Raw genomic sequence first — 25,260 nt, 5'->3', positions numbered from 1 at the left:
ATTGCTGCTTGCTGATGACTGACAAGGCTTGCTGGTGAACACCGTTTATTTTAGTGGTGATTTGCAGCGAATAAATCATAGCCTTTTAGTATAGGTAAGCTTTGTTGCAACGTTTTTTCTGTCTGTGCGAGTTGTTCTATCGAACCACACAACGCATTAGCTCGGGCTTCAAGTTGATGGGCTTGAGCTTCAACTTTTAGTTCAATTTGTTCACCCATACGTGTCATGCGGTTTTCGAATTCTTCCATATTGCCACCTGCACCCAATAACTCTGAGCCGAGAGAGACGAGTAAGCTACCAATTGAATTCATTACGGCTTCTTCCATCGCACGTTCAATTTCTTGATCAAATTGCTCATCGAAATGATTTTCTATGTTGGTAAAATTATGTTGATCAATCACAAACGTCCCATCTTGATAGAAACTCTCATTAATTTTGACCGACACTTCATCCATTAAACGCGTCATACTGTCTGTGTTGTGCAACCCGAAGGCGGTGCTGACTTCATCAAGCGCGACACCTGCAATCTTAACGCCTTCTAAGGCTATTTCGGCCACTTGTGGCATGCTAGTACGTAAGCCTTCAGCATATTGCTGAAGCATTGTTTGCTGAGCTGACGTGACATTTACTTGTTGTTGATTGATGTATAACTGACCGTGCTGGTCGATTTGCATTACTTGGTGTTCATTATTTTCGACTTCAAGCATATTGGGTGTAATTTTTAGGGTTTGTTGAATGTCGATATTGCATGAATCAGATGAAACGGTGAGGTTATTCACATTTGAGTGCGCCATTGCCGATCCGACCATTAAAGCTGAGCTCAGTAAAATAATTGATTTCATAATTGCGAGTCCTGTATTTTGTTCGTTTAGCTGTTTTGTTGTTAGGAGTGTTTCAATATCGATGCCACAAATATTTTAATATGTTTTTCAATTGGTTATTGTTTTTTTAGATAAGCAGGAACTCAATTTAAGTGATGTGTTTGACTACTTTTTAGTTAAATTGGTCATTAAAAACAGTTCGATTTAATATTTTTATCAATACGATAAAAATATTTTTCTTTGCTAATTATTAATTTGGCGCTATTTATTCAACTTAGAAGTTAACTGTATAAATTCCTGTTTTTGGAGATAGGTGTGGGTAAAACGTATTCATATGACGATTTTGATGATGCTTACGATAGCGATGATGATTTTGAGCCAACTAATAAGGCGCAAAACGATAATCAAAAGCGAAAAGTAAAGCGTAAAATCGATGATTACTTAGAGCAAAAGCGTTTAAGAAAGAATCTCGGTGACGATGATTTCGACAGTTACTTAAATGACTAAAATTTTATAGAAAGGGGCTTTAATAGCCCCTTTTTCATGCGCTTTATTTAGCTTTTTGTCACTTGTTTGAGCGCTTGTTTGATGTCTTGCTCTATTTTTTCTGGTGCTGTGGTGGGGGCATAGCGCTTTAGTGGCTGCCCGTCTCGTCCGATTAAAAACTTTGTAAAGTTCCACTTTATCCAATTTCCGAAAGTACCAGGCAATGCACTTTTTAGGTATTGGAAAATAGGATCTGCGTGTTTGCCATTCACATCGACTTTTTCCATCACGGGAAAGCTTACGCCGTAATTAATCAAACAGCCTTGAGCGATATCTTGAGCAGTCCCTGGCTCTTGCTGTCGAAATTGGTTGCATGGGAAGCCAAGGATCACCAACCCTTGATCTTTATATTGTTGATAAAGAGCTTCTAATCCCTCGTATTGAGGCGTGAGCCCGCATTGACTGGCCGTATTGACGATCAGTACGACTTTGTCTTGATAAGCTGATAAGTCGATAGATGCACCTTGTAAACTGGTACTCTTAAATTGATAAATTGTGGTCATGGTTCTACTTCTTCTTTTTTGATTCTAAGGTGATTACTGAACTTAACTAAAGTGCTGTGTTAAAAATTCGATTAATAAACGCACTCGATGGGGCATCAGGTCTTTTCGTGGATAGACTAACCAGGTGGCGTTGTCGGTGACTTGAAATTCATCCAGCAGTGAACAAAGTTGACCTTCTTGCAGGTAATCTGCGACCAAATCTTTCGCAAGATGAGCGATGCCTAAGCCGGCTAAACATGCATGCATTAACGCATCGCCATGATTACTGCGCCAGTTTCCTTGCACTTTTACTTCTTCAATTTTGTTATCTATTTTAAAACGCCAACGATTACCGATCGCAATGAGACAATTATGATCTTTGAGCTGTCTTGGATGGATAGGGGCTTGATGAGATGCAAGGTACTCTGGGCTGGCAACAAGCGTCATGGCTCGATGGGTCAGTGGCCTAGCGATTAAATTTGAATCTTGCATCCGGCCAAAACGTATCGCCAAATCGAATCCTTCTTCAATTAAATTGACATTGCGATTACTAAAATCCATTTCGATGCTGACTTGTGGGTGGTACTTTATAAATTCGGCCAATAAAGGTGCAACTGTACGTGCGACAAATTCACCTGCCCCGGTAATGCGAATATGCCCAGTTGGAGATTGCTGCTCACCTTGCAGCAAAGCATTGGCATCAAGGAGTTCTTGGCGAATGGCTTTTAGTTTTGAAACATATTGGCGGCCGGCATCAGTGAGATGAATTTTACGTGTGGTGCGTTTGATTAATTCGGTGCCGAGCCGCTGCTCGAGCTGACTGATTTGTCTGCTGATGTGTGAAGTTGACACATCCATCTGTTTGGCTGCTAGTGTGAAGCTGCCGTGCTCAACGACATGAAAAAATTCTTCGATACCTTGCCACATGACTTAATCTTTATTATTGATGAAAACGTGATTTATTAAGTGTAACTCATTTATTGTTGCAGCTGTGCAAAACTGATTCGCATAATTACGTCTTATCATTTTGTTTTTGACAGCTACAATTTGGTTGGAAAAATATCAATACCGTTAAACTCTGAGGATGGTCATGTTAAATTTTAGTTTTGTAAACAGTACGCACATTCATTTTGGCGCCGAGCAAATCGCACAGATAGCCCATGAAATCCCCAAAGACGCCCGCGTATTGCTGACGTATGGCGGAGGCAGTATTAAATCGAATGGTGTGTATGATCAGGTTGTGGCTGCATTAAAAGATCATTCTTGGCAGGAGTTTTCCGGGATTGAGCCTAATCCTAGTTACCAAACCACAATGAAAGCGGTGGCATTGATAAAAGAACACCAACTTGATTATGTTTTGGCTGTGGGTGGTGGCTCAGTGATTGATGGCAGCAAGTTTATTGCCGCCGCCGCGTTATTTGATGGCGAACCTTGGGATATTTTAGCTAAAGGGGCCCAGATTGATGCCGCACTCCCGTTAGGAGTGGTTTTAACGCTCCCGGCAACGGGTTCGGAATCGAACACTTTTAGCGTAGTATCAAACCTTGAAACAAACGACAAACTCCCATTTGCTAGCCCATTAGTGCAGCCAAAATTTGCTGTTCTTGATCCAAATGTGACTTTTTCACTGCCGCAGCGCCAACTAAGCAATGGGATTGTGGATGCATTTGTTCATACAATTGAGCAATATTTAACTTACGATGTGAATGCTAAGGTACAAGATAGATTCGCAGAAGGGCTATTGTTGACCTTAATTGAAGAAGGGCCAAAAGTATTTAGTGACCCTAAAAATTATGAGGTACGAGCTAATGTGATGTGGGCAGCGACCATGGCCCTTAATGGCTTAATTGGTGCAGGTGTGCCACAAGATTGGTCTACCCATATGCTTGGTCATGAAATTACAGCGGTGTATGGGCTAGATCATGCACAAACTTTAGCGATTGTTTTGCCCAGAATGTTGGCAGCGCAACGCGAAGTCAAACAAGGTAAGTTACTGCAATATGCTGAGCGTGTATGGCAGTTAACACCAGACTCAGACAAGCAGTCAGATATTGATACCGTGATTGACCAAGTAATTTTAAAAACAGAAGCGTTTTTCCATAGTGTTGAAATGCCAACTCGTTTTAGTGATTACCAATTAGGGACTGAAGTCGCCGATGTTATAGTGACGCAACTTGAACGCCATGGCATGACTGCATTAGGTGAGCATCAAGATGTTACGCTTGCAAAAAGCAAGGCAGTGCTTTTAGCCAGTGTTTAAATAACATCATGTAGATCAAAACAAAAAACGCCCTAAAACAGATGTTTTAGGGCGTTTTTTGTAGAGTTCGAATGCTAACGCAATAAAAAGAATACAGCCAGTCCTGCCAGTGATGTGTAGTAGATATTGTTTGTTTTGGCTGCAACGGCAATCGCCACTATGGCTGCCGGAATATATGGGTTAGACCATGTAAGGTTTAACGCACCATCTTCTAATAAGACAATCGGCACCCAAATAGCGGTCAGTACTGCAGGCGCACTGTAGCTTAAAAACTGTTGCAGCTTTTGCCCGACAGTGAAGGGTAAGGCGCGATGTAAAAATAAATATCGACTCGTAAACGTGACACAGGCCATTAAGAGGATAGTGATGAGCATAGCGTTGCCTTGTATTTTTTAATTAATTGTTCACAACCATAACCCGCACTCATTGCCAGCAAAGCCGCCCCCACTAGCCAAAGCTCAAAGCCGAGGGATTTTAAGTAGGTTGCTGCGATCCCAGCAATGCAGACCGTGACAAATATTGGCCAGCTTTTAATGCCCGGGATCACTAAAGCAATGAAGGTGGTGGCAATCGCGAAGTCGAGCCCCATATTGGTTAAATCAGGAAGCAAAGAACCTGCGACAATGCCAAGTAACGTCCAGATATTCCAGCAAATATAAAAACTGAATCCGGCGCTGAGTGCGTAAATTAATCGGGTTTTTGTTTGATATGCTTTTCGGTGATGTGAAAAAGCAAAGAGTTCATCGGTAAGAACAAAACTAACAGGAAGTCGCCAGCGCAAAGGTTGTGCAATTACTTTGTGGCGAATACTTAAACCATATAAAAAATGCCGAGAACTAATAATAAAGGTGGTAAATACAATGGTGATTAATGGGGTATTTTGGCTAATCAACTCAATCGCCACTAATTGGGCAGAGCCTGCAAAAACCAGTAAGGACATCAGTTGGGTTTCAAGTGCGGTAAAACCATTTTGAATGGCGAGCGAACCACATAATATGCCCCATGGAATGACAGCCAAATTGAGTGGCAGCATGTCAAAAAAGCCTTTTAAGAGTGCCTTTTTCATTCACCACTCCTTACTGAGCTGGTCTTGAATAGTTGGCTATATCGACCTGGTGTAATGCCTAAATTGGCTTTAAAGTGACGATGAAAATGGCTTTGATCGTGAAATCCGCACGAGATTGCAGTGTCTATCACCGTGCTACCGAGCTTTAAAAGCTGCTTGGCTTGATGCAACCGTCGTTGGATCTGATATGCGTGCGGAGTAAGTGAGAACTGCTTTTTAAATTGGCGAATAAAATGAAATGGGCTCAAATGACATAAAGTAGCAAGGCGTTCTAAACTGACTTCTTGAGTACAGTGCTCATCTAAAAACTGCTGAGCGCGGGTGAGGTTAGCTTTGTGAGGCATAGGTTTAAGTGAGCGTGGTGTGTGTTTACTCGCAAGCATTAATTGCACCATAAAGGTATGGAATAAACTTTCTTTAAGTAAGGTGTTACTGGGCTGAGTTAGTGTTTCTAATAAAACATTCAGTTGGTTCGCAAGCGTTGGTGAATGCCATACGGCTTGATCAAAATATGGCGCGCCACAGCGGCTGCCACTGAGCTGATGAGCCAATTGGTCAAAGTGCTCTGGTGTTGGATACATGGCACGATAAGACCAGCCTTGCTCTGTAGCTGTTTGGCCATTATGCACTTGGTCGGCGTTGACTAAAATAATACTATTTTGTGGGGCGATATGATCGTGTCCGCTACGAAAAAACTTTTGTGCGCCACAATCAATCAAACCTATGGTGTAACCTTCATGGCAATGGCGAGAGAAATTTTGATGCTTAAAACTGGCTTGCAGCACTTCTAAGCCATTTAGATCTGCATGGTAATGGAAATGTGATTGTTCTGAACTCATGCGTACTCCACTCTCTCGATTGATTAGCTGACATTCAGTATATCGAAGCAAATTGACAAAGCTTGTAGAAAATTGCGCAATACGACGAAAATATATGCGGGTTAATCGCGTCTTAATAGGCAATCACAGCAGTTCATGGCACTATAAATACAGGTTTGATGACAAGATTTGAAATATGAATACAGATAACACACAACCGATTAAAGTTTGGGATGGATTTGTTCGCTTTTTCCATTGGGCGTTGGTGAGTTTGATTGCATTACTTTACTTCAGTGGTGAAGAGGGGTGGATGGCGGTTCACTTTATTGCTGGATTTAGTGTCCTTACATTAGTGATTACGCGATTAATTTGGGGGGTAATCGGCAGTGATACTGCAAGGTTGAGTGCTTTATTTCATGGCCCCAAAGCGGTCTGGCAGTCAATCAAACATGGCAAACAAAGCATAGGCCACAACCCTGCAGGTAGCTATATGGTGTTGTTATTTTTTGTTTTAGTGTTGGCTCAAGCGGTCAGCGGTCTGATGACCACCGATGATATTTTGACAGATGGTCCATTGGTATCGGTTGTCGATTCGGCTTGGGTTGAGCAGGCGAGTAGTTTGCATCGTTTGATTTTTGATGGATTACTGATTGCTATTGGCTTGCATATTTTGGCCATTGTTATTTATCGTTTGCGTGGCAAGCCACTGGTTAAGGCGATGATCACCGGCAAAATGAATACCTCGGCTTCGGCCTCAATAAGCGCAGATGCGATCAATATAAAGTCAGGCTGGGTTGCCTTTTTTATCTGGCTGGTTCTTGAAGTCATCATAGTATCAACCTGGGGGCTGGAATCGATTAAAACGTTAATCGGTTAGTGGGTCACCAGATATAAAAAAAAGCGCCTTAGGCGCTTTTTTTATATCTGCATTTAAAGGTTAAGTAATGAGCTTAATCTTTAAATGTTTTGTGGCAATCTTTACAGCCTTTCGCCCATGGGCCAAATGCTTTACCTATGGCAGCTTTGTCGCCAGACTGCGCTGCTACGGCTAGCTTGTCTGCATAGTCTTGAAAAGCGGTCGCTTTTTTCATGAACTCGTCATTTTGTGACCAAACAGCGGCTAATGCACTGGTTTCACCTTTGTCTGTACCTGGGCCAAATGCTTCCCATGGCATTTTTGATAATGCAGCGGCATTGTCGGCACGCATTTGGAAGCGCTTTGCATCAAAAGGGACGGCTCCTTTTAACATGTCACCCATATCGCTGATTTGGACACGGATCATTGAAAAGGCCGCTTGGCGGTATTCAATCGCGTCGGCTGGTTCTTCAAATACAGTGTCTGCCATAGTGGGTGCGCTAAGTAACGCGCCCAATAAAATAAGTGTTTTTTTCATAGATTCACCCCTGAACTAATAATTATTTAATCGACAAACCTTTTTACCCTAAGCGTGTAAAGGCTGCAATAAAATACGTTTAATACATTACCTTAACATAATGAAAGAAATTGTAGTTGGTATTAATCATCAAGGTCGATATGAGTAAATATCATGCCTCTGCGCATTGAGCGAGTTGCGAGAAATACCTCAACCAACAAAGACAGCATTGCGAATATTAACAGTAGCATTGCTCCCACAAAACTAATACCAATTGTCGTGTTGAGGTTCATTTCAAGTAAATGGCTAATAAACAGTGCCATAACAACAGTACACACGAGTAAGGCACTGAGCACACTTAAGCTAAACGAAATATGAATGCAGCGAGCTCGCTTCCAAAGAGCGCGAAGCTCTATTGTCAGCTGTTTTTTAAGAGAATCATCTGGAGTCGTGCGAACTTTTTTTTCGAGCTGCCTCGCCCTGTCTGTAATCCGAGCTAAACGGTTTGATAACACCCCTAACGTGGCAGCGACACCCGTAATTAAAAACACTGGAGCGACCGCTGTTTGGATAAGTTTAGCCATGGTGAGAATGTTCAGAGCATCAGGAGTCATTATATGAGCCTTAGTAAATATCATCCCACTATGCCTTGTTTGTAAGTGGACTGCAATTGAGCTGTTATGGGATGTATTTAGGAGTGAACCTTTTTGAAAACCAATGTAAACAGCGTGTTGTATGTTAATCAGGGGCGGTGTACCTTCGTTTGGCTCAAAATAATAAAATCTTAGGGAATTTATGAAACATTCAGTATTTAAAATGTCTGCACTGTCTGCAGCCATCCTAGTTACGCTGTCCGGTTGTGGTGGCGATAACGATAAAAAAGTCGAAATTAAAGATGTCCCACCTCGTGCAAGCAATGTCGAATTAACTAGCTTGAAGCATTGGGTTCCTGTTCAAGATTCATTAAAAGCCGTTGACTCTAATGGCGATGCGTTAAGCTTTAGTTTTGCTGAAAATGGTCAAGAAGTGATAGGCGTTGAAGGTGTATACCACTTTAGTCACGGCACATTGACCTTGGATGGACGTGACTTTACTTATACCTCATTAACCGGTGAAGATGCATCCATTGACTACACAGTAACAGCAAATGGAAAATCAGCCTCTGCAAAAATCAATATTTCAGGTGTTGCGAGCGATCCGTTAGCGAATGAGCAGTGGCACCTTCGCAATACTGGTCAGCGTGCCTTTGCTCGTAGCAATGAATTCTTAGAAGCGATGGCTAAAATAAATGGCTTAGAAACAGATGAAGAGATTGCAGCCTATAAGCAGTCGCGTCTGGACTATTTTAATGAAAATCTGACACGTGTTGGCGCAGACATGAATGTTGCTGAGGCTTATCAGCACGGCGTTACAGGTCAAGGTGTTATTGCTGTCGTGGTCGATTCGGGTTTAGAAATCCGCCATGAAGACTTAGATGATAACGTTGTTCCTTATCGCTCACTCAATTTTAATCCAGGTGCATTTGACCAAACGGATCCAACAAAACCGGTGCCGGAAGATGGAATTTACCAATCATTTGGTGATTACAGCGATCATGGTACTGCAGTTGCTGGCTTGATTGCTGCTGAAGGTTGGAACGGAAAAGGGGGCCGCGGTGTGGCTCCTGATGCGCAGCTAATCGGCATGAACTTTATTCATAAAAAGACTAATCAGGGCGATTTTACTGTTCAAGCAATTGTTAATGGCCTGCCAGGAAGTGGTATTACTCCTGACGAAGAAGTGTTATTTAACCGAAGCTATGGGTATACGCCGGCGTTGTTTTTACCTGACGATCAAATTGAAGAAATGATGACGTCGTATGCGCCAACTGTACTTCGAAATGGCAAAGGGGCGATTAGTGTTAATGCCTCAGGTAATGACTTTGAATCGGGTCGCCACAGTGATGGTGATTTTTGTAAAATGGCGGGTACAAATGAGTTGGGCTTAGGTTGTATTGATATGAATGTATCAGCATCAAACAGAAGCTTAAACCATGTCACTGTTGGCGCATTAAAAGCCAATGGAAAACGCACCAGTTATTCTACATCAGGCAGTGGCTTATTTGTTACCGCACCAGCTGGTGAAAATGGTCAATGGGAACCTGCCATGATCACCACTGATAATATGACGTGTTTAAATGGCTCATCAGGTTTTCCTTTCTTGAGTTTTATGGATAGCTTGTACGGCCAATTTTGGGGTACTCCAGCAGGTTTTGCATATAGCTATCACTTTTTTGATGCTCCAGGGCACCCACTAAACCCAAGCTGTAACTATACCAATAGTATGAATGGGACGTCTTCTGCGGCTCCGAATACTTCTGGAGTGGTAGCACTTGTAATGGAAGCAAATCCAGCTTTAACAGCACGTGATATCAAGCATGTTTTAGCGTCAACAGCATCACAAACCGATCCTGATAATGCTCCTATTATTCGTGAAACGGCTGATGGCGACTTTACAGCTCATTTAGGTTGGGTTGAAAACGCAGCAGGGTATAAATTTAATAACTTTTATGGGTTAGGTCGTGTCAATGCTGGTGAAGCAGTAAAAATGGCTAAAAACTTTACGTCGCTTTCACCACAAGTACAAAGTGACTGGTACTTTAATGGCCAAGCTGTTGATGTTGTTATTGGTGAAGCTGGCCCTGAGTTTGTATCGGTAGGTGAGTCTTTAGCACTAACTGTACCGAATAACTCAGTTGTAGGTGCAGCGCATACAATGGTGGTTGATGCTGATTTAACGGTCGAGGCGATGCAATTTAGCTTCACAATTGCTAACCCTGAAACACGTTTTGATTACAGTAACGAGCAAATTTCAGGCGATATTCAGTCATCTGCAGCAACAGATTTAGCGATTGAAGTAACGTCACCTTCTGGTACGAAAGCAATCATCTTATCATCGGGTCAGGCAAACTTAACACCTGCAATTGCTAGTTCTAAATACTACTTAAATGGTTACATACATAGCCCAAGTGTGAGCTTCTTATCACATGCGTTTTACGGTGAAAGTAGTAAAGGTGAATGGACGGTTAAAGTGGTTGACGCCGCTAGCCCTGAGCAAATCGTGTATGAAAATGGTAATGATCAATTAAGCGTTGTTTTCCCGAATGAAGCGCCTTCAGTACTTGAAGGTTGGGGCGTTCGTGTGACTGGTCGTGTAGAGTAAGGAATTAAGATTATGAAATTTAAAAATATACTGACTCTTTCGAGTGGTCTAGCTATTTCGGGTATTGCATTTCAATCATTGGCAACAGAACTGCCAGCTGAGTTTAAACGAGATGCTCAAGCGAATGTGAATGTAAACTTACCAACATTCAAAGCAAGTGACTTTAAACATGATAGCCAACTTATCTCTGATGGTTATAAAAAAGTACTTGATATGAAGGCAGTTCCTGAGTTTTTGGCTACTCCAAGCGAAGTGATTGGCAAGCAAGGTGAGTACGCACTTGTAAAATCAGCGCGAACAACTCCAACGACTGAAGAGGGGTTATTTGCAGGAGATGTGATGAAAAATCATATCTCTGGTGGGTTTGCAGTAGTAACTGGCAACTTTGCGGTATTGGTTGATAATCAGGCGAATCTAAACGCATTATTAGAGCAGTTTAATTTGGCTGTTGTGAAAGATCTCAATATTGATGTGGTGATCGTGAAGCCTGTGAGTCAAGTTGATCTTACGCAACTACAAGGGAAAATTGCCGCTTCTGGTTTAGTCACAGCGGTAAAGCTAGAGAAATTAGAAAATCTAAATCAAGCGTTTTAATGGTTTAATTAATTTACCGGTCTGAACCGGCACTTGAAAAGCCCAAAATGGTTATTATCATTTTGGGCTTTTTTGTATTAGGAGTTCAATTATTATTGATTAGTAACAATGTGTTAGATTTTTTATTTTATTACTTATATTACCGCTGTTAATTTAATGTTTCTTTATTGTGTTTTTTTGTCTCTAAATTGTTGCTTTGTGATAGTCGGCAATTATATAGTGGTTACCTGCAAATTATTCTACATATAATTAACAAACTACTTAGGGGTTTAAGTATGTCTCAGGGAATCATGAAAAAATCAGCAATCGCTTTGGCTGTCACTGGTGGGCTATTTGCTGCCAATGTATCAGCTGAGTTAGCACAGGCGGTAGCGGTAACTAAGCACTATTCAGAAACCGCGGTGTCATTACAAGATATTCAAACAAAAGCACCATCTGCACATATGATCGTACTAAAAGCTACCACATCAGTGGATATGGTTAATCAAGGTACATACAGTGCAGCGAAAGGTTCAGCGAGTATCGCGGCGATTGAAATGGCTCAGCGCGAAGTTGCATTTGAGTTATCGAGTTTAGATTTTAACGCTAAAGTGATTGGTCGCACCAAAGTATTGGCATCGTCGTTGATTGTTGAAGCAACGCCAGAAGCGCTTGATGCAATTGCTAAAGATGCACGTGTTGAGCGTGTTCTACCTATGTTTGACAGTGAGTTGCACATTGCTGCATCAGCTGATTACATCAAAGCGACACCGGTTGTAAGTAGTAGCGTTGCGACGGGTGCGACGCAGAAAGTAGCCGTTCTTGATACGGGTATTGATTATACTCATGCCATTTTCGGTGGCGAAGGAACGGTTGAAGCGTATGAAGCCGCGCAATCAGATCCAGCCAGTGTTGCGTGGCCACAAGGCCAAGTGAAAGGCGGTTACGACTTTATGCGTGACGATGCTGACCCAATTGAAAATGATCCAGCGTTTGGCGATCCAGAAAGTGCCCCAACAGGTCATGGTACCTCAGTATCACATTCAGTGACTGGTATTGCGCCTGAAGTTGAATTGTATGTGTACTCTGTGTGTGGCGGAGGCTGCCCAGGTGCAGCACAAGCTGCAGCACTCGAAGCCGCGATGGATCCCAATGGTGACGGTGATATTTCTGACCGTGTCGATGTTATCAATATGTCTCTAGGTGGTGAGTTTGGTGATACGTGGACGGGTGGTGGTACGCAGTATTTAATCCAGCGCGCAGTGGATTTAGGCGTGAACATGGTGATTTCTGCGGGTAATGACGGCGATCATCCATTTCGTATTGGTGGCCCGAGTACTACGCCTAACGCGTTATCTGTAGGTGCAATGACGCATCCTGCGAACGAAATTGCAGCTGGCTCTGGCCAAGTTGCAGGCGAAGAAACCGTTGTACAAGGTGCGAGCTTTGGTCCTCAAACAGCGTTTGAATTTACCAATGAAACAATTGAACTTGTTTATCCAGACATGAACCAAACAGCCTGTGAAGACTTTGCTGATGGAGTTGATTTTACAGGTAAAGCTGTATTGCTTGATCGTGGTGCATGTGCGTTTGTTACTAAAGTACTTGTTGCACAAGCGAAAGGTGCGGCATTTGTAATCATCGCAAATAATAATGATGATGGCACACCAGCTCCTATGGGGGGGTCTAGCGATGCAGTAACGATTCCTTCAGTTGGGATAAATTATGCAGCGGGTATGGCACTTAAAGATGCGGCAGCACCAGAATTTGCATTTAAAGTTGAACTTAAGAAAACAGCCGGTGCTGTTGCTGGTTTCTCTTCTCGTGGCCCGTCAATGGACGGATTATTGAAGCCAGAAATCACCGCTCCGGGTACAAGTATTTTGGTTGCTGCAACGGGAACACAAGATCAGTTAGCGCCAGCGACAGGTACTTCATTCTCAGGTCCTATGACTGCAGGTGCAGTTGCGCTAATTCGTGAAGCATTACCAGATCGCAATGCATTTGAAATCAAAGCAACAATCATGAACTCAGCGAACCTTAACGTGACCAATGAGCCACTTGAGATTAACCCTGAGTCAGAGCTTGCGCCAATTAGTATGATAGGTGCGGGTTTAGTTGATGTTGAAAAAGCAGTCAATTTACCTGTTGCAGCTTGGGTACACCATGCTGAGTTCGATACAAATCAAGCAGCGTTATCGTTTGGTTTAGAAGTATTAACAGAAACAACATCAATGACGAAGACTGTCACAGTTAAAAACTTCTCTAAAGAAGAGAAAACTTACAACTTGCGTACAGAAGCGCGTTACAGTAATGATGACGAAAGCGGTGCACTGATGTGGAATATACCTGCTTCGGTTACAGTACCGGCCGGTAAGTCAGTCAACTTTGATGTAACATTAACAATTGATCCTGCTAAATTACCAGAATGGACATTAGAAAACCCATTCTCTGCAGACGATTTAGCTGCACGTAGCCCAGCATTAACAAGCTCTGAGTTTGACGGTGCGTTGGTATTTGATGATCCGGCTACTGATGGCGACCATGATTTACATGTCGTTTATCATGTTTTACCAAAAGCGGCGACAGCATTAACTGTTAATGCAGAAGTTGTGAATGATAAAGTGCAATGGGTGGTTGAAAATACTGGTTTTACTGATGTTACCCCAATTGCAGAAAACTTAGTGGCTAAAGCTGACGCTGACGCAAGTAAAGATTTTAATATCTTATCGACCACCTTTAATGCTTTGGCATTAGATGGCTGTTCAACTGGGGTACTGGTTACAGCCTCAATTAAGATGCGTGATGCAGTTGCACACTTACGCCAGGTAGGTGCGCAGATGCTATTTGATATCGATAATGATGGTCGATTCGATTATGCATTCGCAAATTACAATGATGTAGGTCGCAGCGCAGCGATTCCTGGACGAAGCCGTACAGTGTCAGGCCCGATTGTTGATGATGTCATCAACTGGACATATGTGACGCCAATGTATCATTCTTCAGGTTCAGATACAGTTACATTCTCTGCGTGTAGCGATTTAATTGGTTTGACTGCTGATCAGCTTGGTTCGCCAATTAATATCCATGCATCTGTTGGTTACCCAAGTTATACGCTAGGTGTTTACTATGAAACAGATAACCTGTCAGGTTCAACGGCTTTTGCTTCACCGACTTCAGTGGCATTACTTAGTACTGCTGACGGGTCAACAATGGTCAATACACTTGCTCCAGGTGAGAAAGCGATTGTGTCTGCAGACAGTAGTTTTGCATTAAACACAAATTCTCTACAAGATATTGTTCAAGTTGTGACAGCGAGTGATTTAGCATCATTACCAAGCATAGCGTCACCAATGCTAGAAGATGCGAGTTTCGAAGTGTCTGAAACTGCAGCTAATGGGACGGTTATTGGCCAGTTAGTGATTAAGGAATCAGCACTTGATTTGGATGTGGTTGAATATTATGTTCATTCACAAACAACGCAAGGTGTAAGTGTTAATAACAACGGTGAAGTTGTGGTGACTGATACTGATTTCTTGGATTACGACAAAGGTGATAAAGAAATTACACTGAAAGTTGTTGCAATCGATAAGCAAGGTAATGCATCAGACGCTGCAACAGTGATGATTATGCTAACGAACGAGTTAGATGAAGCGTCAGAGCAACCAGTTGTGCCAGAGCCACCTAAAGTTTACAAAAAATCATCAGGTTCATTAGGTTGGTTTGTATTGTTGGCCGCACCATTTGCTTGGTTACGCCGCAGAAAACAAAAATAATTGATAACTAATTAATTATTTGAATTAGGCCCATCTTTTAGATGGGCCTTTTATATGTTGAAGGAAATAATTTACAACCATTTACATCAGTCTATAGTATGAATCCTCACTCTGTTCTATGATGAAATTTCGATGAAAAATAAAAATAGGAATGCACTCTCATCATGGCAAAAATTCTACCTTTCTCACTCACTGTTCTTTCTTTAGCGTTACTCAGTGCGTGTTCAGATCAAGCTCCAACACAAACCGCGGCTCAAAAAGAGCAAACGACCGTTGTTGCTAGTTCGCAACAAGTCGTGGCACCTATTGCGAAAAAAGTCCCTTTTGAAATGGAAATACACGGTGACAAACGTGTCGATGATTATTATTGGATGCGTGATGACAAACGTGAAGATCCAGAAATCTTAGCGCACTTGGAAGCTGAAAATAATTACACCGATGCGCAATTAGCACACACCGAAAAACTGCAAGCGAATTTGTTTGAAGAACTCAAAGCACGCATTAAGAAAAACGACGATTCAGTCCCGGTCAAAAAAGGTCAGTATTTTTATTCATCAGAAATGCGCGGGGATAACGAATACCCAATTTATGTGCGTAGCAGTGATGTAAAAGGTGCGAATAAAGAAGTTTTATTGGACGTAAATGAGTTAGCAAAAGAGCATACTTATTATCAGGTTGCCGGTTTAAATGTGAGCCCAAGTGGTCAGTTGATGGCGTATGGTGAAGACAAAGTCAGTCGCCGGATTTATACAGTTAAATTTCAAGATTTAACCACCAAAGCAATGCTGCCAGATGTGCTTGAAGGCACTCAAGGCAGTGTGGTGTGGGGCAATGATAATAAAACGGTTTATTACATCAAAAAAGATCCTCAAACCCTGCTGGGTTATCAAGTGTTTCGTCATACGTTAGGAACAGCGCAAAGTGAAGATCAATTAGTGTATGAAGAAACAGACAACAGCTATTATACCGGCATTGGTAAAAGCAAAGATGGCAGCGTCATTTTCATCAGCCATGGCAGCACTGAATCTGCAGGTGTATCGGTGATTGATGCGAATAGCCCTACCGCTATGCCGCAGCGTTTAGTTCCACGTGAAAAAGGCTTAGAATACGATGCTGCTAAGCTCGGTGAGTATTATTATATTACGACTAACTGGGACGCCGTGAATTTCCGATTAATGAAAGTGCGCCAAGATCAGCTAGGTGATAAAACTAATTGGCAAGAAGTGATCCCGCATCGTGCCAACATTAAGCTAGAAGGGATCACACTGTTTAATAATCATTTAGTGTATCAAGAGCGTGAAAAAGGCCAAACAAGCATTAAAGTGCGTGATTTAACCACGCAAAAAGAGCAAAGTTTATCGTTTAATGACCCTGCGTTCGCAGCTTATATGTATGGAAATTCAGAACTCGATAACTCATCATTACGTGTTTATTACACCAGCATGACGACACCGGGCACACATTATGACATTGATTTAGTCAGCGGCGAAAAAGACCAGCTGAAGCAGCAAGAAGTGCTGGGTGATTTCAATGCCGAAAACTATGCTTCTGAACGTATTTTTATCAAAGCTCGTGATGGCGTCGAAGTGCCTGTTTCATTGGTGTATAGAAAAGATAAATTCAAAAAAGATGGCACGAACCCGCTGTATCAATATGGTTATGGGTCTTATGGTGCAACCATGGATCCAAGCTTTTCAAGCAATCGTTTAAGCTTACTTGACCGTGGCTTTGTGTATGCGATTGCCCATATTCGCGGTTCACAAATGCTCGGCCGTCCTTGGTATGATGATGGTAAAAAACTGACTAAACAAAATACCTTCAACGACTTTATTGACGTCACTAAAGCGCTGACTTCACAGGGCTATGGGAGTCAAAATCAAGTCTTTGCTGTAGGCGGTAGTGCGGGTGGTTTATTAATGGGGGCAGTGATCAACCAAGCACCAGAATTGTATAAAGGTGTGGCAGCCCATGTGCCGTTTGTTGATGTAGTGACAACCATGCTTGATGAAACTATTCCGCTAACGACCAATGAATACGACGAATGGGGCAATCCAAATGATAAAACCTATTACGACTACATGCTGTCGTATTCGCCTTACGATCAAATTAAAAAACAAGCGTATCCAAACTTGTTAGTTACGACGGGCCTACACGATTCACAAGTACAATATTTCGAGCCAGCTAAATGGGTGGCCAAGCTTCGTGAGCATAAAACCGATGACAATAAACTGCTATTTAAAGTGGATATGGAAGCCGGTCATGGCGGGGCGTCTGGACGCTTCAAAGGCTTAAAAGATAGCGCGTTAGAGTATGCGTTTATTCTTGATTTAGCCGGGAAAAACACGCTTTAAAATTTGTTGTAAATTTAGATTTTAAAAAGCCAACCTTATGAAAATGAGGTTGGCTTTTTTATACAAAGTGTATTTGCGCATATCTCTCTAATTTATATTGATGTTCTTTCAATTTAGTTTAAAGTCCCTTCTTTCTGTACCTTTTTTGGTTGTGGTTTGATTGCAGGAATAATTATGAAGTTTTTAAAATTTACTTTTGTAGTGCTATTTATATATATTAGCACCGCCCAAGCTGCTCTATTTAATGAAAATGGTGCTCTTGTTGCTAAAGGTTGTTTGGCATTAGATGGGTATGAAAGAGAGTTATTATATAAGTTACGTGAACTAGTTAGAAGAAAATAGGAAGAGTTGCCAAATTCGAATACAAATAATTATAACGTCAGGAGAGCATGTTAAATGAGTAAATTATTATTGTTAATATTAGCAATGTTTATCGCGCTACTAGCTCGTTACTTTAAGAAAAAGGCTGCTCAAGTTACGACTTTGCTCTTATTGCCTTTTATGAGCATTTACTGTTTTTCACTCATTATTGAACGTATCAATCCGACGCAAAGTAATGATGCGCCAATGGTAATAGTGGGAGTGATCGTTGCGAGTATAATTACTAGTTCTATCGCAACCGTGTTATTTTTTGCAGCTGGTTTCTTTAAAAAGCAATCTGTTTAAAACATCATAAAGACAGCCTAATTTAGAGAACAAACATAGGCTGTCGATTATTTTTAACGGTGCCACTCGTGTATTGTAATATAATCAGCAGTGCTTAATTTATGAATTTAGCTCTTCATCAAGACCATTTCAAACTGTGTGCCTTTGCCTAATTGGCTATACACCTGAATATCGCTATGCAGTAATTTAAGTAATTGCTTACAAATGGCGAGACCTAAGCCGCCATGGGTCTTTTTGCAACCTTGGGCGTTGCTAGCTCGGTAGCGGGCATCAAAAATATAATCGATTTCTTCGGCTTTGATGCCGCTGCCGGTATCACATACTTGCAGTTTTATTTTTTGCCCCTGAGGAGTGACTCTGAGTGTGATGCTGCCTCCTGATGGTGTGTGGCGTAGGGCATTGTCGATTAAATTACTCAGTACGCGTTCAAGTTTGGCAATATCACTTAAGACCATAAAATCACATATGTGGGGCTCTACTTTTAGCGTCACTCCCGCTTGCTCCGCTTTAAGGGCAAATTTAGCCAAGCAATCGTAAATGAGCTCGCCGAGGTTAAAGCGCTCGTTATTAATGGCGACGTGGCCAGACTCAAGGTGCGCGAGTTCAAAAATTTGGTCGATCAGGTTTTTTAGTTGTTTAGCGTTATTGAGACTGATCGTTAAATAGTCAGCTTGTTGTGCGCAGGCATCACTCGGCATGGCTTGATTTAGGAGCTCTAGATACCCTTGCAATGAAGCCAATGGCGTGCGCAAGTCATGCGATAAATGTGCTAATAACTCTCTGCGCTGCGAATCGTTTTGTTTAAGTTGTGTAAGCTGATTATCAATGCGTGTCAGCATTTGGTTTACGCTACGCCCTAATTGGTGAATTTCATTGTGAGTGTGATCAGGCCATGGTTTTAATTTAATTTCACTTAAATCAAATTGGGTTGCTTCGATTTGTATTAATTGCTCGGCAAGTTGCTGGATCGGTTTCGTGAAGGTGCGAAAGATGGCTAGCAGCAGCAAAAGTAAAAAGGTCAAAGCGGCGGCAAACCACATTGCAGTGATCGTTAACGAATCGCTGGCTTGGATCCGACTAAAAATCGTGTCGTAGGCTTCGCCGCCAATAATGATATACAGGTAACCTTGTAAGTGCTTTTGTTGTAGTTCTTCTTCATGGCTATAGACTGGCGCAACCGAAAATATTTTTTGTTTATCGAGGTTGCGTGGATCTTGACCATAAACTGGAAGTTGGTCGCGATGCTCGATGAGTGCCAATAGTGGGACCAGATCGATATCTTTGCGTTTCACTTTTCCTTGCGGGGCTGAATACGTGAGGATTTCTCCACTCGGGTCAACAAAGTAAAACTCAAATGCAGGGCCGAGTACCATTAAGGTGTGAAACAGGTTTTCCAATGCATTGTAATCGTAGACGCCTTCTTTGAGTAATGGATTATCAGCGACTAAATGTTCGGCGAGTTGTAAATGAAGTTTCTGTTGCGCTTGATGTTGAGAGACTTGCTCGAGTGTTTGACTCCAGCTAACAATCAGTATGATCACAGCGCTAAAAATAATAAATAATGAAGCTGCGAGTTTTTGATAAAGAGAAAAGCGATTTAGCATCATATTAGCTCATACAGGTGAGGGTTAATGGGTTGAGTTTATAGCCGACACCCCACACGGTTTCGATCACGGCACCCAGTTGATACGGCTCTAATTTAGCCCGCAAGCGATTGATGTGTGAGTTAACCGTATGCTCATAACCGCTGTGTTGGTAACCCCAAACTGAGTCGAGTAACTGTGTGCGGCTAAACACTTGATTAGGGTGAGAGGTAAAAAAATTAAGTAAATCAAATTCAGTTGAAGTGAGGTTGAGAGTTTCCTGGTGAATGAAAACATCATGTGATTGCTGGTTGATGATTAAAGGCCCTAGTTCAATAACTTTGGCAATGTCAGGTGCTTGGTGTTTGTTTCGTAATAAATGAATATGGCGCAATTGCGCTTTGATTCGAGCTTGTAATTCTCGGGTATTAAACGGTTTACAAATATAATCATCGGCCCCCATTTCGAGGCCAATCACGCGGTCCATTTCCGAACTACGTGAGGTCAGTAATACGATGCTGGTTTCGGGGGAGTGATCTTTCAGTTTGCGACATAAGGTGAGCCCATCCATTTTTGGCAGCATAATGTCGAGCAAGATTAGGTCGCAAGAATGGCTCTGCAAATATTGCAATGCAGATTCTGCAGAATCAACATGGTAGCTATTGAGGGATAACTCATTTAAATGCACTTGTACCAACCTTGCAATATCGCGGTCGTCTTCTACTACCAAAATATGATCTGTCATTTTCCTCACCTTACCGATCTGCGAGGAAGTCACCCAATGTGAGCGACTGCAAGCGGGTGTGCTTGCAGTCGTTTTCCTCGTTTATTGCATCCGAGTTATGGTGATCGCCATCAAGGGATTATCGAACCGATGATCATTATTGAGGACGGAATCAGTTAAACCATCATCTTGGCCAACCACACCAGGGTGAAAGGTCACCATTGGATTGTCGTCACGTGCAGCATTGAAACCTTCACCGCCATCGGCAGGCCCTGGAATGGTACCTGCTTGTTCAGTGTTGGCTTCAGTGCCAGCATCATAGGCCATTGTGCGCAGGTTTAGCGTTTCACCTAATGCTAACTGAGATACATCTATAGCATTAAGACCGGAGAAACCGTCATTGGTATTCACCATCATGGAAACTAAACTGAGTTTTAAGTTTTCAAGCGCTTGTGTCTCGACCATTAACTCGACTTGATTGCCAGGCATTAGCGGGGCACTGTCGCTCACCGAAGCAATCACATTATCTTGTGCAAGTAAGGCGGAGTGGTCACCCGCTTCAGCCATTTGCTCAAGCGCAACCGACGCGGCAGAGCCTATTTGCCAAAATGCACCTTGCTGGTGAAGCGCAATCCCGATGGGTGAAAGCGGTTGCCCGTGGGTGAGGTTGGTGACCGATACTGAAAAGCTATAAGTCATCGCTGTAGGCGGAGGAGGGGGAGTAACGACAACTTGTGGCTTGTTATTATCGTTTCCTCCACAGCCATACAGGGTGATCAGCAATGCAGGTAAGCATAGTTTTTTGAGCGTCTTCATCATCGTGCTCCTACTTAACCGTTACGGTAACTTTAGCGACTGGGTTAAGCCATCTGTGCACGGTATTGTTCAGATCACTATGGCCACCTTCCATCTCATCATCACCTAAGTTTCCGCGGTGAATATGGATTTGCTGGTTTGTTTCTGTGTTTGTGACACCGGTGCCGTTCATTCCTGCACCCATGCCAGGAGCCGCTGGAATACCCGGTGTGCCTGGCGCGCCTGAGCCTTCAATAATTAGTTCATTATTGGCTTCTGTACCCGCATCATAAGCATTTAAGTAAATATCGTAACTTCCAGGCGTAGACGGAATCATCCAGCTATCAAGGCCAACAAAACCATCGTTGGTGGGCAGCATCATGGCTGTGATCGATAAAAATTGGTTGTCATCGCTGGTTTCGAGCATGGCCATGGTCGATTGGGCTGGGGCGAGCAAGCCACTGGCAGGATTTTCGACTTTATTGCCCGAAATGGCGTCGACAATGCCCGATAAGCCAGCAATATTTCCGCCTTCAGCCATGGTTTGCAATTCTGTAGATGCAGCCATTCCCGCAGTAAATAAGTGGTGCTCGCTTGTATGCGCGGCTACAAGTAAAGGGGTGAAGTATATTCCTTGGGTCAGGTTGGTAATTTTGATGTCGAGTGAGGCGGCTTGTGCTTGTTGGCTCATAACAGCAATAAAACCGGCGGCTAAAAATGGGGTGACCTTCATGTTGTTTTCCTTTTAAGTGGGTGTGCAAAAAAGTATGCAAAACAACTATCAAGAAAGGCTCACGGAGTTATCACGTTTTTATCACGATTTTACTTTGATTTAATCACAGGGTTTGGCTGCACGCCACGTCAGGCTGCTGGAGCGACTGACGTGTGTGCGAACTAGATTATTGCCACACTAAATGTTCAATGGCATTGGGCATTTCACCTATCACGGTTTTAACCACTTGGTTATTGCTGTCTAACAGAATCAATCGTGGGACCCCAGCATTGGCAACTAGGTTATAATAACTGCGATCTTCATCACTGATCAGTGGAAAAGTTACTTGATACGTTTGTTTAAATTTTTCGAGGTTTGTTGAATTTTCTTCGCGACCAATACCGATAATTTGTAAGTCTTCATCACTTGCTAAGGGTGAGGCCATAATCTGGCTGATGGTTCGTTGGGAATCATGGCACCAAGTAGCAAAATACACGACCAGCTTTCGCTTTGGGATGGCATTTAAATCGATATTATCACCGTTAATGGTGGTAAATGTGCGCTGTTTAAATGAATCGCCAGCAGCAACATAGGTTTCGTATTTTGACGTATTAATAGCTGGAGAGTTAGGAGTTTGGCTACATGCTGTTAATGTTAATCCTGCCAGTAATATAAGGATTTTTTTCATTGTTAGTGATCGCTTATGGTTATTATTTTTGTTAAATGAGAGAGTACAAGGCTTTTTATACCCGTGTCTAGTTGATTCATTTACTAGTAGACGAGTGGTAAAAATTATCGCACTATCAAATCATTAAAAACCATTGAAAAGGAAGCATTATGGATCAGCAAGAACCCGAAGTGATCATTGTCCAAAAAGAAATTACACGCTCAGAAATCAAGAATTGGAGTATGGCCTGCCACTTAAGTGCATTGGTCGGTTTTTTAATTCCTTTAGGTGCATTGATCGGCCCTTTAGTTGTGTGGTTAATGAAGCGTGATGAAATAGTTGAAGTGGCGGAGCAAGGCCGAGATTCATTGAATTTCCAATTAACCATGTTAATCGCTTATGTGGTGTGCTTTGTGTTAGTTTTTGTTGGAATAGGGTTATTACTGCTACCACTAGTTGGGCTGTTTTCTTTAGTGATGATTATTATTGCAACGGTGAAAGCCAGTGATGGCAAACGCTTTGTTTACCCGCTGAGCTTACAACTAATAAAATAAGCACAACTAAATTCAATTATAAAAAGCGAGTTTGATATACTCGCTTTTTTATGTAGATAAATGTCTATGCCTTACCTTTCACTGTTTATAACTGCTTTTATCGCCGCGACTATTTTACCTAGTGCCTCAGAGGTGTTGTTGACAGGGTTAGTCACTCAAGGCTATCACCTTTGGGGGCTTTTTTTTGCGGCAACAATAGGTAATGTCTTAGGCAGCTGTGTTAACTGGTGGTTGGGGCGTGAGTTTTTACGTTTCAAAGATAAAAAGTGGTTTCCCCTCGATAGTGAGAGCCTTGAAAAGACACAAGCGCGGTTTAAACGCTATGGTACGTATAGTTTGTTATTGGCATGGGTACCGATTATTGGCGATCCGCTGACAATTGTCGCGGGTACTATGAAAGTGCGATTTGATCTTTTTGTGGTGTTAGTCACCATAGGAAAGGCATTTCGCTATGCGGCTGTAATAGCTGCAGTGGTTGGACTTGGGCAGTTATTCAGTTAATTGACACTGCCCTAGATAAGCTAAGGTTATTAAGGTTATTTTTGCCAAGAAAGTGTTAATGACACGGAATCAGCAAAGCGTAAGGCATGGGGTTTATCTACACGAGCTTTAGCAAAAGTCACGCTGCTATGCTGGTGGCAAACTGCTAAAATTTCAGCGACCAGTTTTTCAAGCAATAAAAAGTGGCCGTGCTCAACTAACTCGATGACCGCTTTAGTGACTACTTTGTAATTGAGCGCTTGGTCGACTTCGTCGAGCTCACACGCGGTGTCTGCAGGGTAGTGGATCTCAATGTTGATCACCACATCTTGCTTTTTTTCCATTTCTTCTTGGTTGAAGCCAATAAAAGTTCGTAGCCGCAAATTGGTAATATTAATAATGGCGTTTTGCATCATGATCCTTAGTTTTTCACCAATTGTAAGAACTCATTACGTGTTTTTGGATCTTGTCTAAAGTTACCAAGCATTACGGAGGTTCGCATACTGGAGTTTTGCTTTTCGACTCCACGCATCATCATGCACATATGTTTGGCTTCAACAATAACTCCGACGCCTTTGGCACCTGTTACTTCTTCTACAGCTTTGGCAATTTGATGAGTAAGCTGCTCTTGAATTTGAAAGCGACGGGCATACATATCAACAATACGGGCAAACTTTGATAAGCCCAATACCTTACCATTCGGGATGTAAGCAATATGACAGCGTCCTACAAATGGCAGTAAATGATGCTCACACATAGAATAGAGTTCAATGTCTTGGATTAACACCATATCGTCTGCATCTGAGGTGAACACTGCGTTATTGGTGATTTCAGTGAGAGTTTCTTTATAGCCTTTGGTTAAATATTCCATGGCTTTTGCTGCGCGTTTAGGAGTGTCGAGTAAACCTTCCCGGTTTGCATCTTCGCCAACGCTTTCAATGATTTGCTTGTAACTTTTTTTAAGTTCGTCGTGCATAATAGACTCGTTATTCGATTATTTATTTAAGGTGGCGGCCGCCATCGACTGGTAAAGTTCGGCCTGTTATGTACTGGCTGTCAAGTAATAGAGCCACAGTGTTAACGATCTCTTGGCTGCCTGGCTCAAGGCCTAGAATCGATTTTTTTAAGGTTTTTTCACGGTATTGTTCACTGTCATGCTCATTAAAAATAATTAATGAAGGTGCAATTGAGTTTACTTTCACTTTTGGTGCGAGCTGGGCTGCAAATGATTTGGTTAGATTATCAAGTGCGGCTTTACTTGCAGCATATGCAATGTGTTTTGGGCTGCCTTTTTCGACAACGTAATCGGTTAAGTGGATAATATCACTGTGGCCATTCGATGTATTTTGTAGTAACTCTGTGCAGGCTAAATTGATTAAGTAAGGCACTTTAGCGTGAATGCGCATCATATTATCAAAGAGTTGTGCGTAATCAGGATTGTTTTGTTCACAATCCCAACTCGATGCGTTGTGAATAATGGCTCTGAGTGATGAGGTTACACATTTTAGTTTTTTTATAAAATTTACGATGGATTCATCACATGTAAAGTCTGCTTCAATACATACCGCCCCAGCAGCTTCGAGTTCAGTGATGCTGTTGTGTCGTGTGCGGTAGGTCACAATTATTGGCTGCTTTTGGGCAATAAGCGATTTTGCGATGGCTAACCCTATACGTTGGCCTGCCCCTGTAATTAAAATAGGTGATTGCATTTATGAATAATAACTTTTCTATCTATTTGATTACTATAAACCAAAATGGGTCATTAGTTTATTAGCTGTAATGAGAAAGATACGCCAATGCAGGGTATTTCGA

Annotated in this window: 27 protein-coding genes; 11 read left to right on the top strand and 16 right to left on the bottom strand. The window is 42.2% G+C overall.

Annotated features, from left to right (window positions below; all coding sequences use genetic code 11):
* Positions 1-50 precede the first annotated feature (50 nt).
* Positions 51-842 carry a YggN family protein gene (locus AC3KVK_RS15660; protein ID WP_490311443.1) on the bottom strand — a complete coding sequence of 264 codons (792 nt, stop codon included), beginning with the start codon at positions 840-842 and terminating at the stop codon, positions 51-53.
* 294 nt (positions 843-1,136) lie between these two features.
* On the opposite strand from AC3KVK_RS15660, the gene AC3KVK_RS15655 reads away from it, so the two are divergent.
* Positions 1,137-1,328, top strand: a complete 192-nt coding sequence (locus AC3KVK_RS15655; protein ID WP_490311444.1) for a PA3496 family putative envelope integrity protein — start codon at positions 1,137-1,139, stop codon at positions 1,326-1,328.
* Positions 1,329-1,375: 47 nt separating this feature from the next.
* Here the strand turns inward: AC3KVK_RS15655 and AC3KVK_RS15650 are convergent, their stop codons facing one another.
* Positions 1,376-1,870, bottom strand: a complete 495-nt coding sequence (locus AC3KVK_RS15650; RefSeq protein ID WP_490311445.1) for a glutathione peroxidase — start codon at positions 1,868-1,870, stop codon at positions 1,376-1,378.
* A 42-nt stretch (positions 1,871-1,912) separates the two neighbouring features.
* Entirely contained in the window at positions 1,913-2,776 is an 864-nt protein-coding gene (locus tag AC3KVK_RS15645) for a LysR family transcriptional regulator (protein WP_490311446.1), read from the bottom strand.
* 163 nt (positions 2,777-2,939) lie between these two features.
* Between AC3KVK_RS15645 and AC3KVK_RS15640 the strand changes: the two genes are divergently transcribed.
* Positions 2,940-4,109, top strand: coding sequence for an iron-containing alcohol dehydrogenase (locus tag AC3KVK_RS15640; RefSeq protein WP_490311447.1), 1,170 nt, complete (start codon positions 2,940-2,942; stop codon positions 4,107-4,109).
* Between the two features lie 74 nt (positions 4,110-4,183).
* Here the strand turns inward: AC3KVK_RS15640 and AC3KVK_RS15635 are convergent, their stop codons facing one another.
* From AC3KVK_RS15635 to AC3KVK_RS15625, 3 genes are read right to left on the bottom strand one after another with little or no spacing between them, the layout of a single operon-like run.
* Positions 4,184-4,483: a branched-chain amino acid transport AzlD family protein gene (locus tag AC3KVK_RS15635; protein WP_490311448.1), complete on the bottom strand. Its 300-nt coding sequence runs from the start codon at positions 4,481-4,483 to the stop codon at positions 4,184-4,186.
* Positions 4,462-5,175, bottom strand: a complete 714-nt coding sequence (locus AC3KVK_RS15630) for an AzlC family ABC transporter permease (protein WP_490311450.1) — start codon at positions 5,173-5,175, stop codon at positions 4,462-4,464. The genes AC3KVK_RS15635 and AC3KVK_RS15630 overlap by 22 nt, the downstream gene beginning before the upstream one ends.
* Positions 5,172-6,014: a helix-turn-helix domain-containing protein gene (locus AC3KVK_RS15625; protein WP_490311451.1), complete on the bottom strand. Its 843-nt coding sequence runs from the start codon at positions 6,012-6,014 to the stop codon at positions 5,172-5,174. The genes AC3KVK_RS15630 and AC3KVK_RS15625 overlap by 4 nt, the downstream gene beginning before the upstream one ends.
* Positions 6,015-6,189: 175 nt before the next feature.
* On the opposite strand from AC3KVK_RS15625, the gene AC3KVK_RS15620 reads away from it, so the two are divergent.
* On the top strand, positions 6,190-6,870 hold the full coding sequence (locus AC3KVK_RS15620) for a cytochrome b/b6 domain-containing protein (protein WP_490311452.1): 681 nt from the start codon (positions 6,190-6,192) through the stop codon (positions 6,868-6,870).
* A gap of 73 nt (positions 6,871-6,943) precedes the next feature.
* On the opposite strand, the gene AC3KVK_RS15615 is transcribed toward AC3KVK_RS15620, so the two are convergent.
* Both AC3KVK_RS15615 and AC3KVK_RS15610 read right to left on the bottom strand, forming a co-directional pair.
* Positions 6,944-7,387, bottom strand: coding sequence for a c-type cytochrome (locus AC3KVK_RS15615; RefSeq protein WP_490311453.1), 444 nt, complete (start codon positions 7,385-7,387; stop codon positions 6,944-6,946).
* A gap of 122 nt (positions 7,388-7,509) precedes the next feature.
* On the bottom strand, positions 7,510-7,980 hold the full coding sequence (locus AC3KVK_RS15610) for a DUF2721 domain-containing protein (protein WP_490311454.1): 471 nt from the start codon (positions 7,978-7,980) through the stop codon (positions 7,510-7,512).
* A gap of 181 nt (positions 7,981-8,161) precedes the next feature.
* Here AC3KVK_RS15610 and AC3KVK_RS15605 point away from each other — a divergent pair, with 181 nt between their 5' ends.
* The 6 genes from AC3KVK_RS15605 (at position 8,162) to AC3KVK_RS15580 (ending at position 17,933) form a co-directional block, all read left to right on the top strand.
* The gene (locus tag AC3KVK_RS15605) at positions 8,162-10,567 is read left to right on the top strand and encodes a S8 family serine peptidase (RefSeq protein WP_490311455.1); all 2,406 of its coding nucleotides are present in this window, start codon (positions 8,162-8,164) and stop codon (positions 10,565-10,567) included.
* Positions 10,568-10,579: 12 nt separating this feature from the next.
* Positions 10,580-11,161, top strand: coding sequence for a serine protease external chaperone (locus tag AC3KVK_RS15600; RefSeq protein ID WP_490311456.1), 582 nt, complete (start codon positions 10,580-10,582; stop codon positions 11,159-11,161).
* A 275-nt stretch (positions 11,162-11,436) separates the two neighbouring features.
* Positions 11,437-14,916: a S8 family serine peptidase gene (locus AC3KVK_RS15595; protein ID WP_490311457.1), complete on the top strand. Its 3,480-nt coding sequence runs from the start codon at positions 11,437-11,439 to the stop codon at positions 14,914-14,916.
* Between the two features lie 164 nt (positions 14,917-15,080).
* A complete protein-coding gene (locus tag AC3KVK_RS15590; protein ID WP_490311458.1) occupies positions 15,081-17,267 on the top strand; it encodes a S9 family peptidase in 2,187 nt (728 codons plus the stop codon).
* Positions 17,268-17,441: 174 nt separating this feature from the next.
* Complete coding sequence (locus tag AC3KVK_RS15585; RefSeq protein ID WP_490311459.1) at positions 17,442-17,609, top strand: hypothetical protein; 168 nt, start codon at positions 17,442-17,444, stop codon at positions 17,607-17,609.
* Between the two features lie 54 nt (positions 17,610-17,663).
* Positions 17,664-17,933, top strand: a complete 270-nt coding sequence (locus AC3KVK_RS15580) for a hypothetical protein (protein ID WP_490311460.1) — start codon at positions 17,664-17,666, stop codon at positions 17,931-17,933.
* Between the two features lie 107 nt (positions 17,934-18,040).
* Here the strand turns inward: AC3KVK_RS15580 and AC3KVK_RS15575 are convergent, their stop codons facing one another.
* The 5 genes from AC3KVK_RS15575 to AC3KVK_RS15555 all read right to left on the bottom strand — a co-directional run bounded on the left by AC3KVK_RS15575 (position 18,041) and on the right by AC3KVK_RS15555 (position 22,435).
* Positions 18,041-19,540 carry a sensor histidine kinase gene (locus AC3KVK_RS15575; protein ID WP_490311461.1) on the bottom strand — a complete coding sequence of 500 codons (1,500 nt, stop codon included), beginning with the start codon at positions 19,538-19,540 and terminating at the stop codon, positions 18,041-18,043.
* Position 19,541: 1 nt separating this feature from the next.
* Entirely contained in the window at positions 19,542-20,261 is a 720-nt protein-coding gene (locus AC3KVK_RS15570) for a response regulator transcription factor (protein ID WP_490311462.1), read from the bottom strand.
* Positions 20,262-20,342: 81 nt separating this feature from the next.
* On the bottom strand, positions 20,343-21,059 hold the full coding sequence (locus AC3KVK_RS15565) for a spondin domain-containing protein (protein ID WP_490311463.1): 717 nt from the start codon (positions 21,057-21,059) through the stop codon (positions 20,343-20,345).
* A 7-nt stretch (positions 21,060-21,066) separates the two neighbouring features.
* Positions 21,067-21,768 (bottom strand): spondin domain-containing protein, encoded by a 702-nt coding sequence (locus AC3KVK_RS15560; protein WP_490311464.1) that lies wholly within the window; start codon positions 21,766-21,768, stop codon positions 21,067-21,069.
* 166 nt (positions 21,769-21,934) lie between these two features.
* Positions 21,935-22,435, bottom strand: coding sequence for a TlpA family protein disulfide reductase (locus AC3KVK_RS15555; RefSeq protein ID WP_490311465.1), 501 nt, complete (start codon positions 22,433-22,435; stop codon positions 21,935-21,937).
* Positions 22,436-22,584: 149 nt separating this feature from the next.
* Between AC3KVK_RS15555 and AC3KVK_RS15550 the strand changes: the two genes are divergently transcribed.
* Together AC3KVK_RS15550 and AC3KVK_RS15545 are read left to right on the top strand one after the other, a co-directional pair.
* On the top strand, positions 22,585-22,968 hold the full coding sequence (locus AC3KVK_RS15550; protein WP_490311466.1) for a DUF4870 domain-containing protein: 384 nt from the start codon (positions 22,585-22,587) through the stop codon (positions 22,966-22,968).
* A 66-nt stretch (positions 22,969-23,034) separates the two neighbouring features.
* Positions 23,035-23,469, top strand: a complete 435-nt coding sequence (locus AC3KVK_RS15545; RefSeq protein ID WP_490311486.1) for a YqaA family protein — start codon at positions 23,035-23,037, stop codon at positions 23,467-23,469.
* Positions 23,470-23,504: 35 nt separating this feature from the next.
* Here AC3KVK_RS15545 and folX read toward each other — a convergent pair whose 3' ends face one another.
* The 3 genes from folX to folM are packed head-to-tail and all read right to left on the bottom strand — an operon-like array spanning position 23,505 to position 25,157.
* Entirely contained in the window at positions 23,505-23,861 is a 357-nt protein-coding gene (gene folX, locus AC3KVK_RS15540; protein WP_490311487.1) for a dihydroneopterin triphosphate 2'-epimerase, read from the bottom strand.
* 8 nt (positions 23,862-23,869) lie between these two features.
* The gene (gene folE / locus AC3KVK_RS15535; RefSeq protein ID WP_490311467.1) at positions 23,870-24,424 is read right to left on the bottom strand and encodes a GTP cyclohydrolase I FolE; all 555 of its coding nucleotides are present in this window, start codon (positions 24,422-24,424) and stop codon (positions 23,870-23,872) included.
* Positions 24,425-24,446: 22 nt separating this feature from the next.
* On the bottom strand, positions 24,447-25,157 hold the full coding sequence (folM, locus tag AC3KVK_RS15530) for a dihydromonapterin reductase (RefSeq protein WP_490311468.1): 711 nt from the start codon (positions 25,155-25,157) through the stop codon (positions 24,447-24,449).
* Positions 25,158-25,260: the final 103 nt, after the last annotated feature.

Source organism: Pseudoalteromonas sp. J2K-J979 (genome assembly GCF_058169715.2).
This window is presented reverse-complemented; position numbering and strand designations above follow the sequence as displayed.

Coding starts and splice junctions, on each gene's coding strand:
- AC3KVK_RS15660 (WP_490311443.1), bottom strand. CDS start 842: ATGAAATCAATTATTTTACTGAGCTCAGCTTTAATGGTCGGATCGGCA.
- AC3KVK_RS15650 (WP_490311445.1), bottom strand. CDS start 1,870: ATGACCACAATTTATCAATTTAAGAGTACCAGTTTACAAGGTGCATCT.
- AC3KVK_RS15645 (WP_490311446.1), bottom strand. CDS start 2,776: ATGTGGCAAGGTATCGAAGAATTTTTTCATGTCGTTGAGCACGGCAGC.
- AC3KVK_RS15640 (WP_490311447.1), top strand. CDS start 2,940: ATGTTAAATTTTAGTTTTGTAAACAGTACGCACATTCATTTTGGCGCC.
- AC3KVK_RS15635 (WP_490311448.1), bottom strand. CDS start 4,483: ATGCTCATCACTATCCTCTTAATGGCCTGTGTCACGTTTACGAGTCGA.
- AC3KVK_RS15630 (WP_490311450.1), bottom strand. CDS start 5,175: ATGAAAAAGGCACTCTTAAAAGGCTTTTTTGACATGCTGCCACTCAAT.
- AC3KVK_RS15625 (WP_490311451.1), bottom strand. CDS start 6,014: ATGAGTTCAGAACAATCACATTTCCATTACCATGCAGATCTAAATGGC.
- AC3KVK_RS15620 (WP_490311452.1), top strand. CDS start 6,190: ATGAATACAGATAACACACAACCGATTAAAGTTTGGGATGGATTTGTT.
- AC3KVK_RS15615 (WP_490311453.1), bottom strand. CDS start 7,387: ATGAAAAAAACACTTATTTTATTGGGCGCGTTACTTAGCGCACCCACT.
- AC3KVK_RS15610 (WP_490311454.1), bottom strand. CDS start 7,980: ATGACTCCTGATGCTCTGAACATTCTCACCATGGCTAAACTTATCCAA.
- AC3KVK_RS15605 (WP_490311455.1), top strand. CDS start 8,162: ATGAAACATTCAGTATTTAAAATGTCTGCACTGTCTGCAGCCATCCTA.
- AC3KVK_RS15600 (WP_490311456.1), top strand. CDS start 10,580: ATGAAATTTAAAAATATACTGACTCTTTCGAGTGGTCTAGCTATTTCG.
- AC3KVK_RS15595 (WP_490311457.1), top strand. CDS start 11,437: ATGTCTCAGGGAATCATGAAAAAATCAGCAATCGCTTTGGCTGTCACT.
- AC3KVK_RS15590 (WP_490311458.1), top strand. CDS start 15,081: ATGGCAAAAATTCTACCTTTCTCACTCACTGTTCTTTCTTTAGCGTTA.
- AC3KVK_RS15585 (WP_490311459.1), top strand. CDS start 17,442: ATGAAGTTTTTAAAATTTACTTTTGTAGTGCTATTTATATATATTAGC.
- AC3KVK_RS15580 (WP_490311460.1), top strand. CDS start 17,664: ATGAGTAAATTATTATTGTTAATATTAGCAATGTTTATCGCGCTACTA.
- AC3KVK_RS15575 (WP_490311461.1), bottom strand. CDS start 19,540: ATGATGCTAAATCGCTTTTCTCTTTATCAAAAACTCGCAGCTTCATTA.
- AC3KVK_RS15570 (WP_490311462.1), bottom strand. CDS start 20,261: ATGACAGATCATATTTTGGTAGTAGAAGACGACCGCGATATTGCAAGG.
- AC3KVK_RS15565 (WP_490311463.1), bottom strand. CDS start 21,059: ATGATGAAGACGCTCAAAAAACTATGCTTACCTGCATTGCTGATCACC.
- AC3KVK_RS15560 (WP_490311464.1), bottom strand. CDS start 21,768: ATGAAGGTCACCCCATTTTTAGCCGCCGGTTTTATTGCTGTTATGAGC.
- AC3KVK_RS15555 (WP_490311465.1), bottom strand. CDS start 22,435: ATGAAAAAAATCCTTATATTACTGGCAGGATTAACATTAACAGCATGT.
- AC3KVK_RS15550 (WP_490311466.1), top strand. CDS start 22,585: ATGGATCAGCAAGAACCCGAAGTGATCATTGTCCAAAAAGAAATTACA.
- AC3KVK_RS15545 (WP_490311486.1), top strand. CDS start 23,035: ATGCCTTACCTTTCACTGTTTATAACTGCTTTTATCGCCGCGACTATT.
- folX (WP_490311487.1), bottom strand. CDS start 23,861: ATGCAAAACGCCATTATTAATATTACCAATTTGCGGCTACGAACTTTT.
- folE (WP_490311467.1), bottom strand. CDS start 24,424: ATGCACGACGAACTTAAAAAAAGTTACAAGCAAATCATTGAAAGCGTT.
- folM (WP_490311468.1), bottom strand. CDS start 25,157: ATGCAATCACCTATTTTAATTACAGGGGCAGGCCAACGTATAGGGTTA.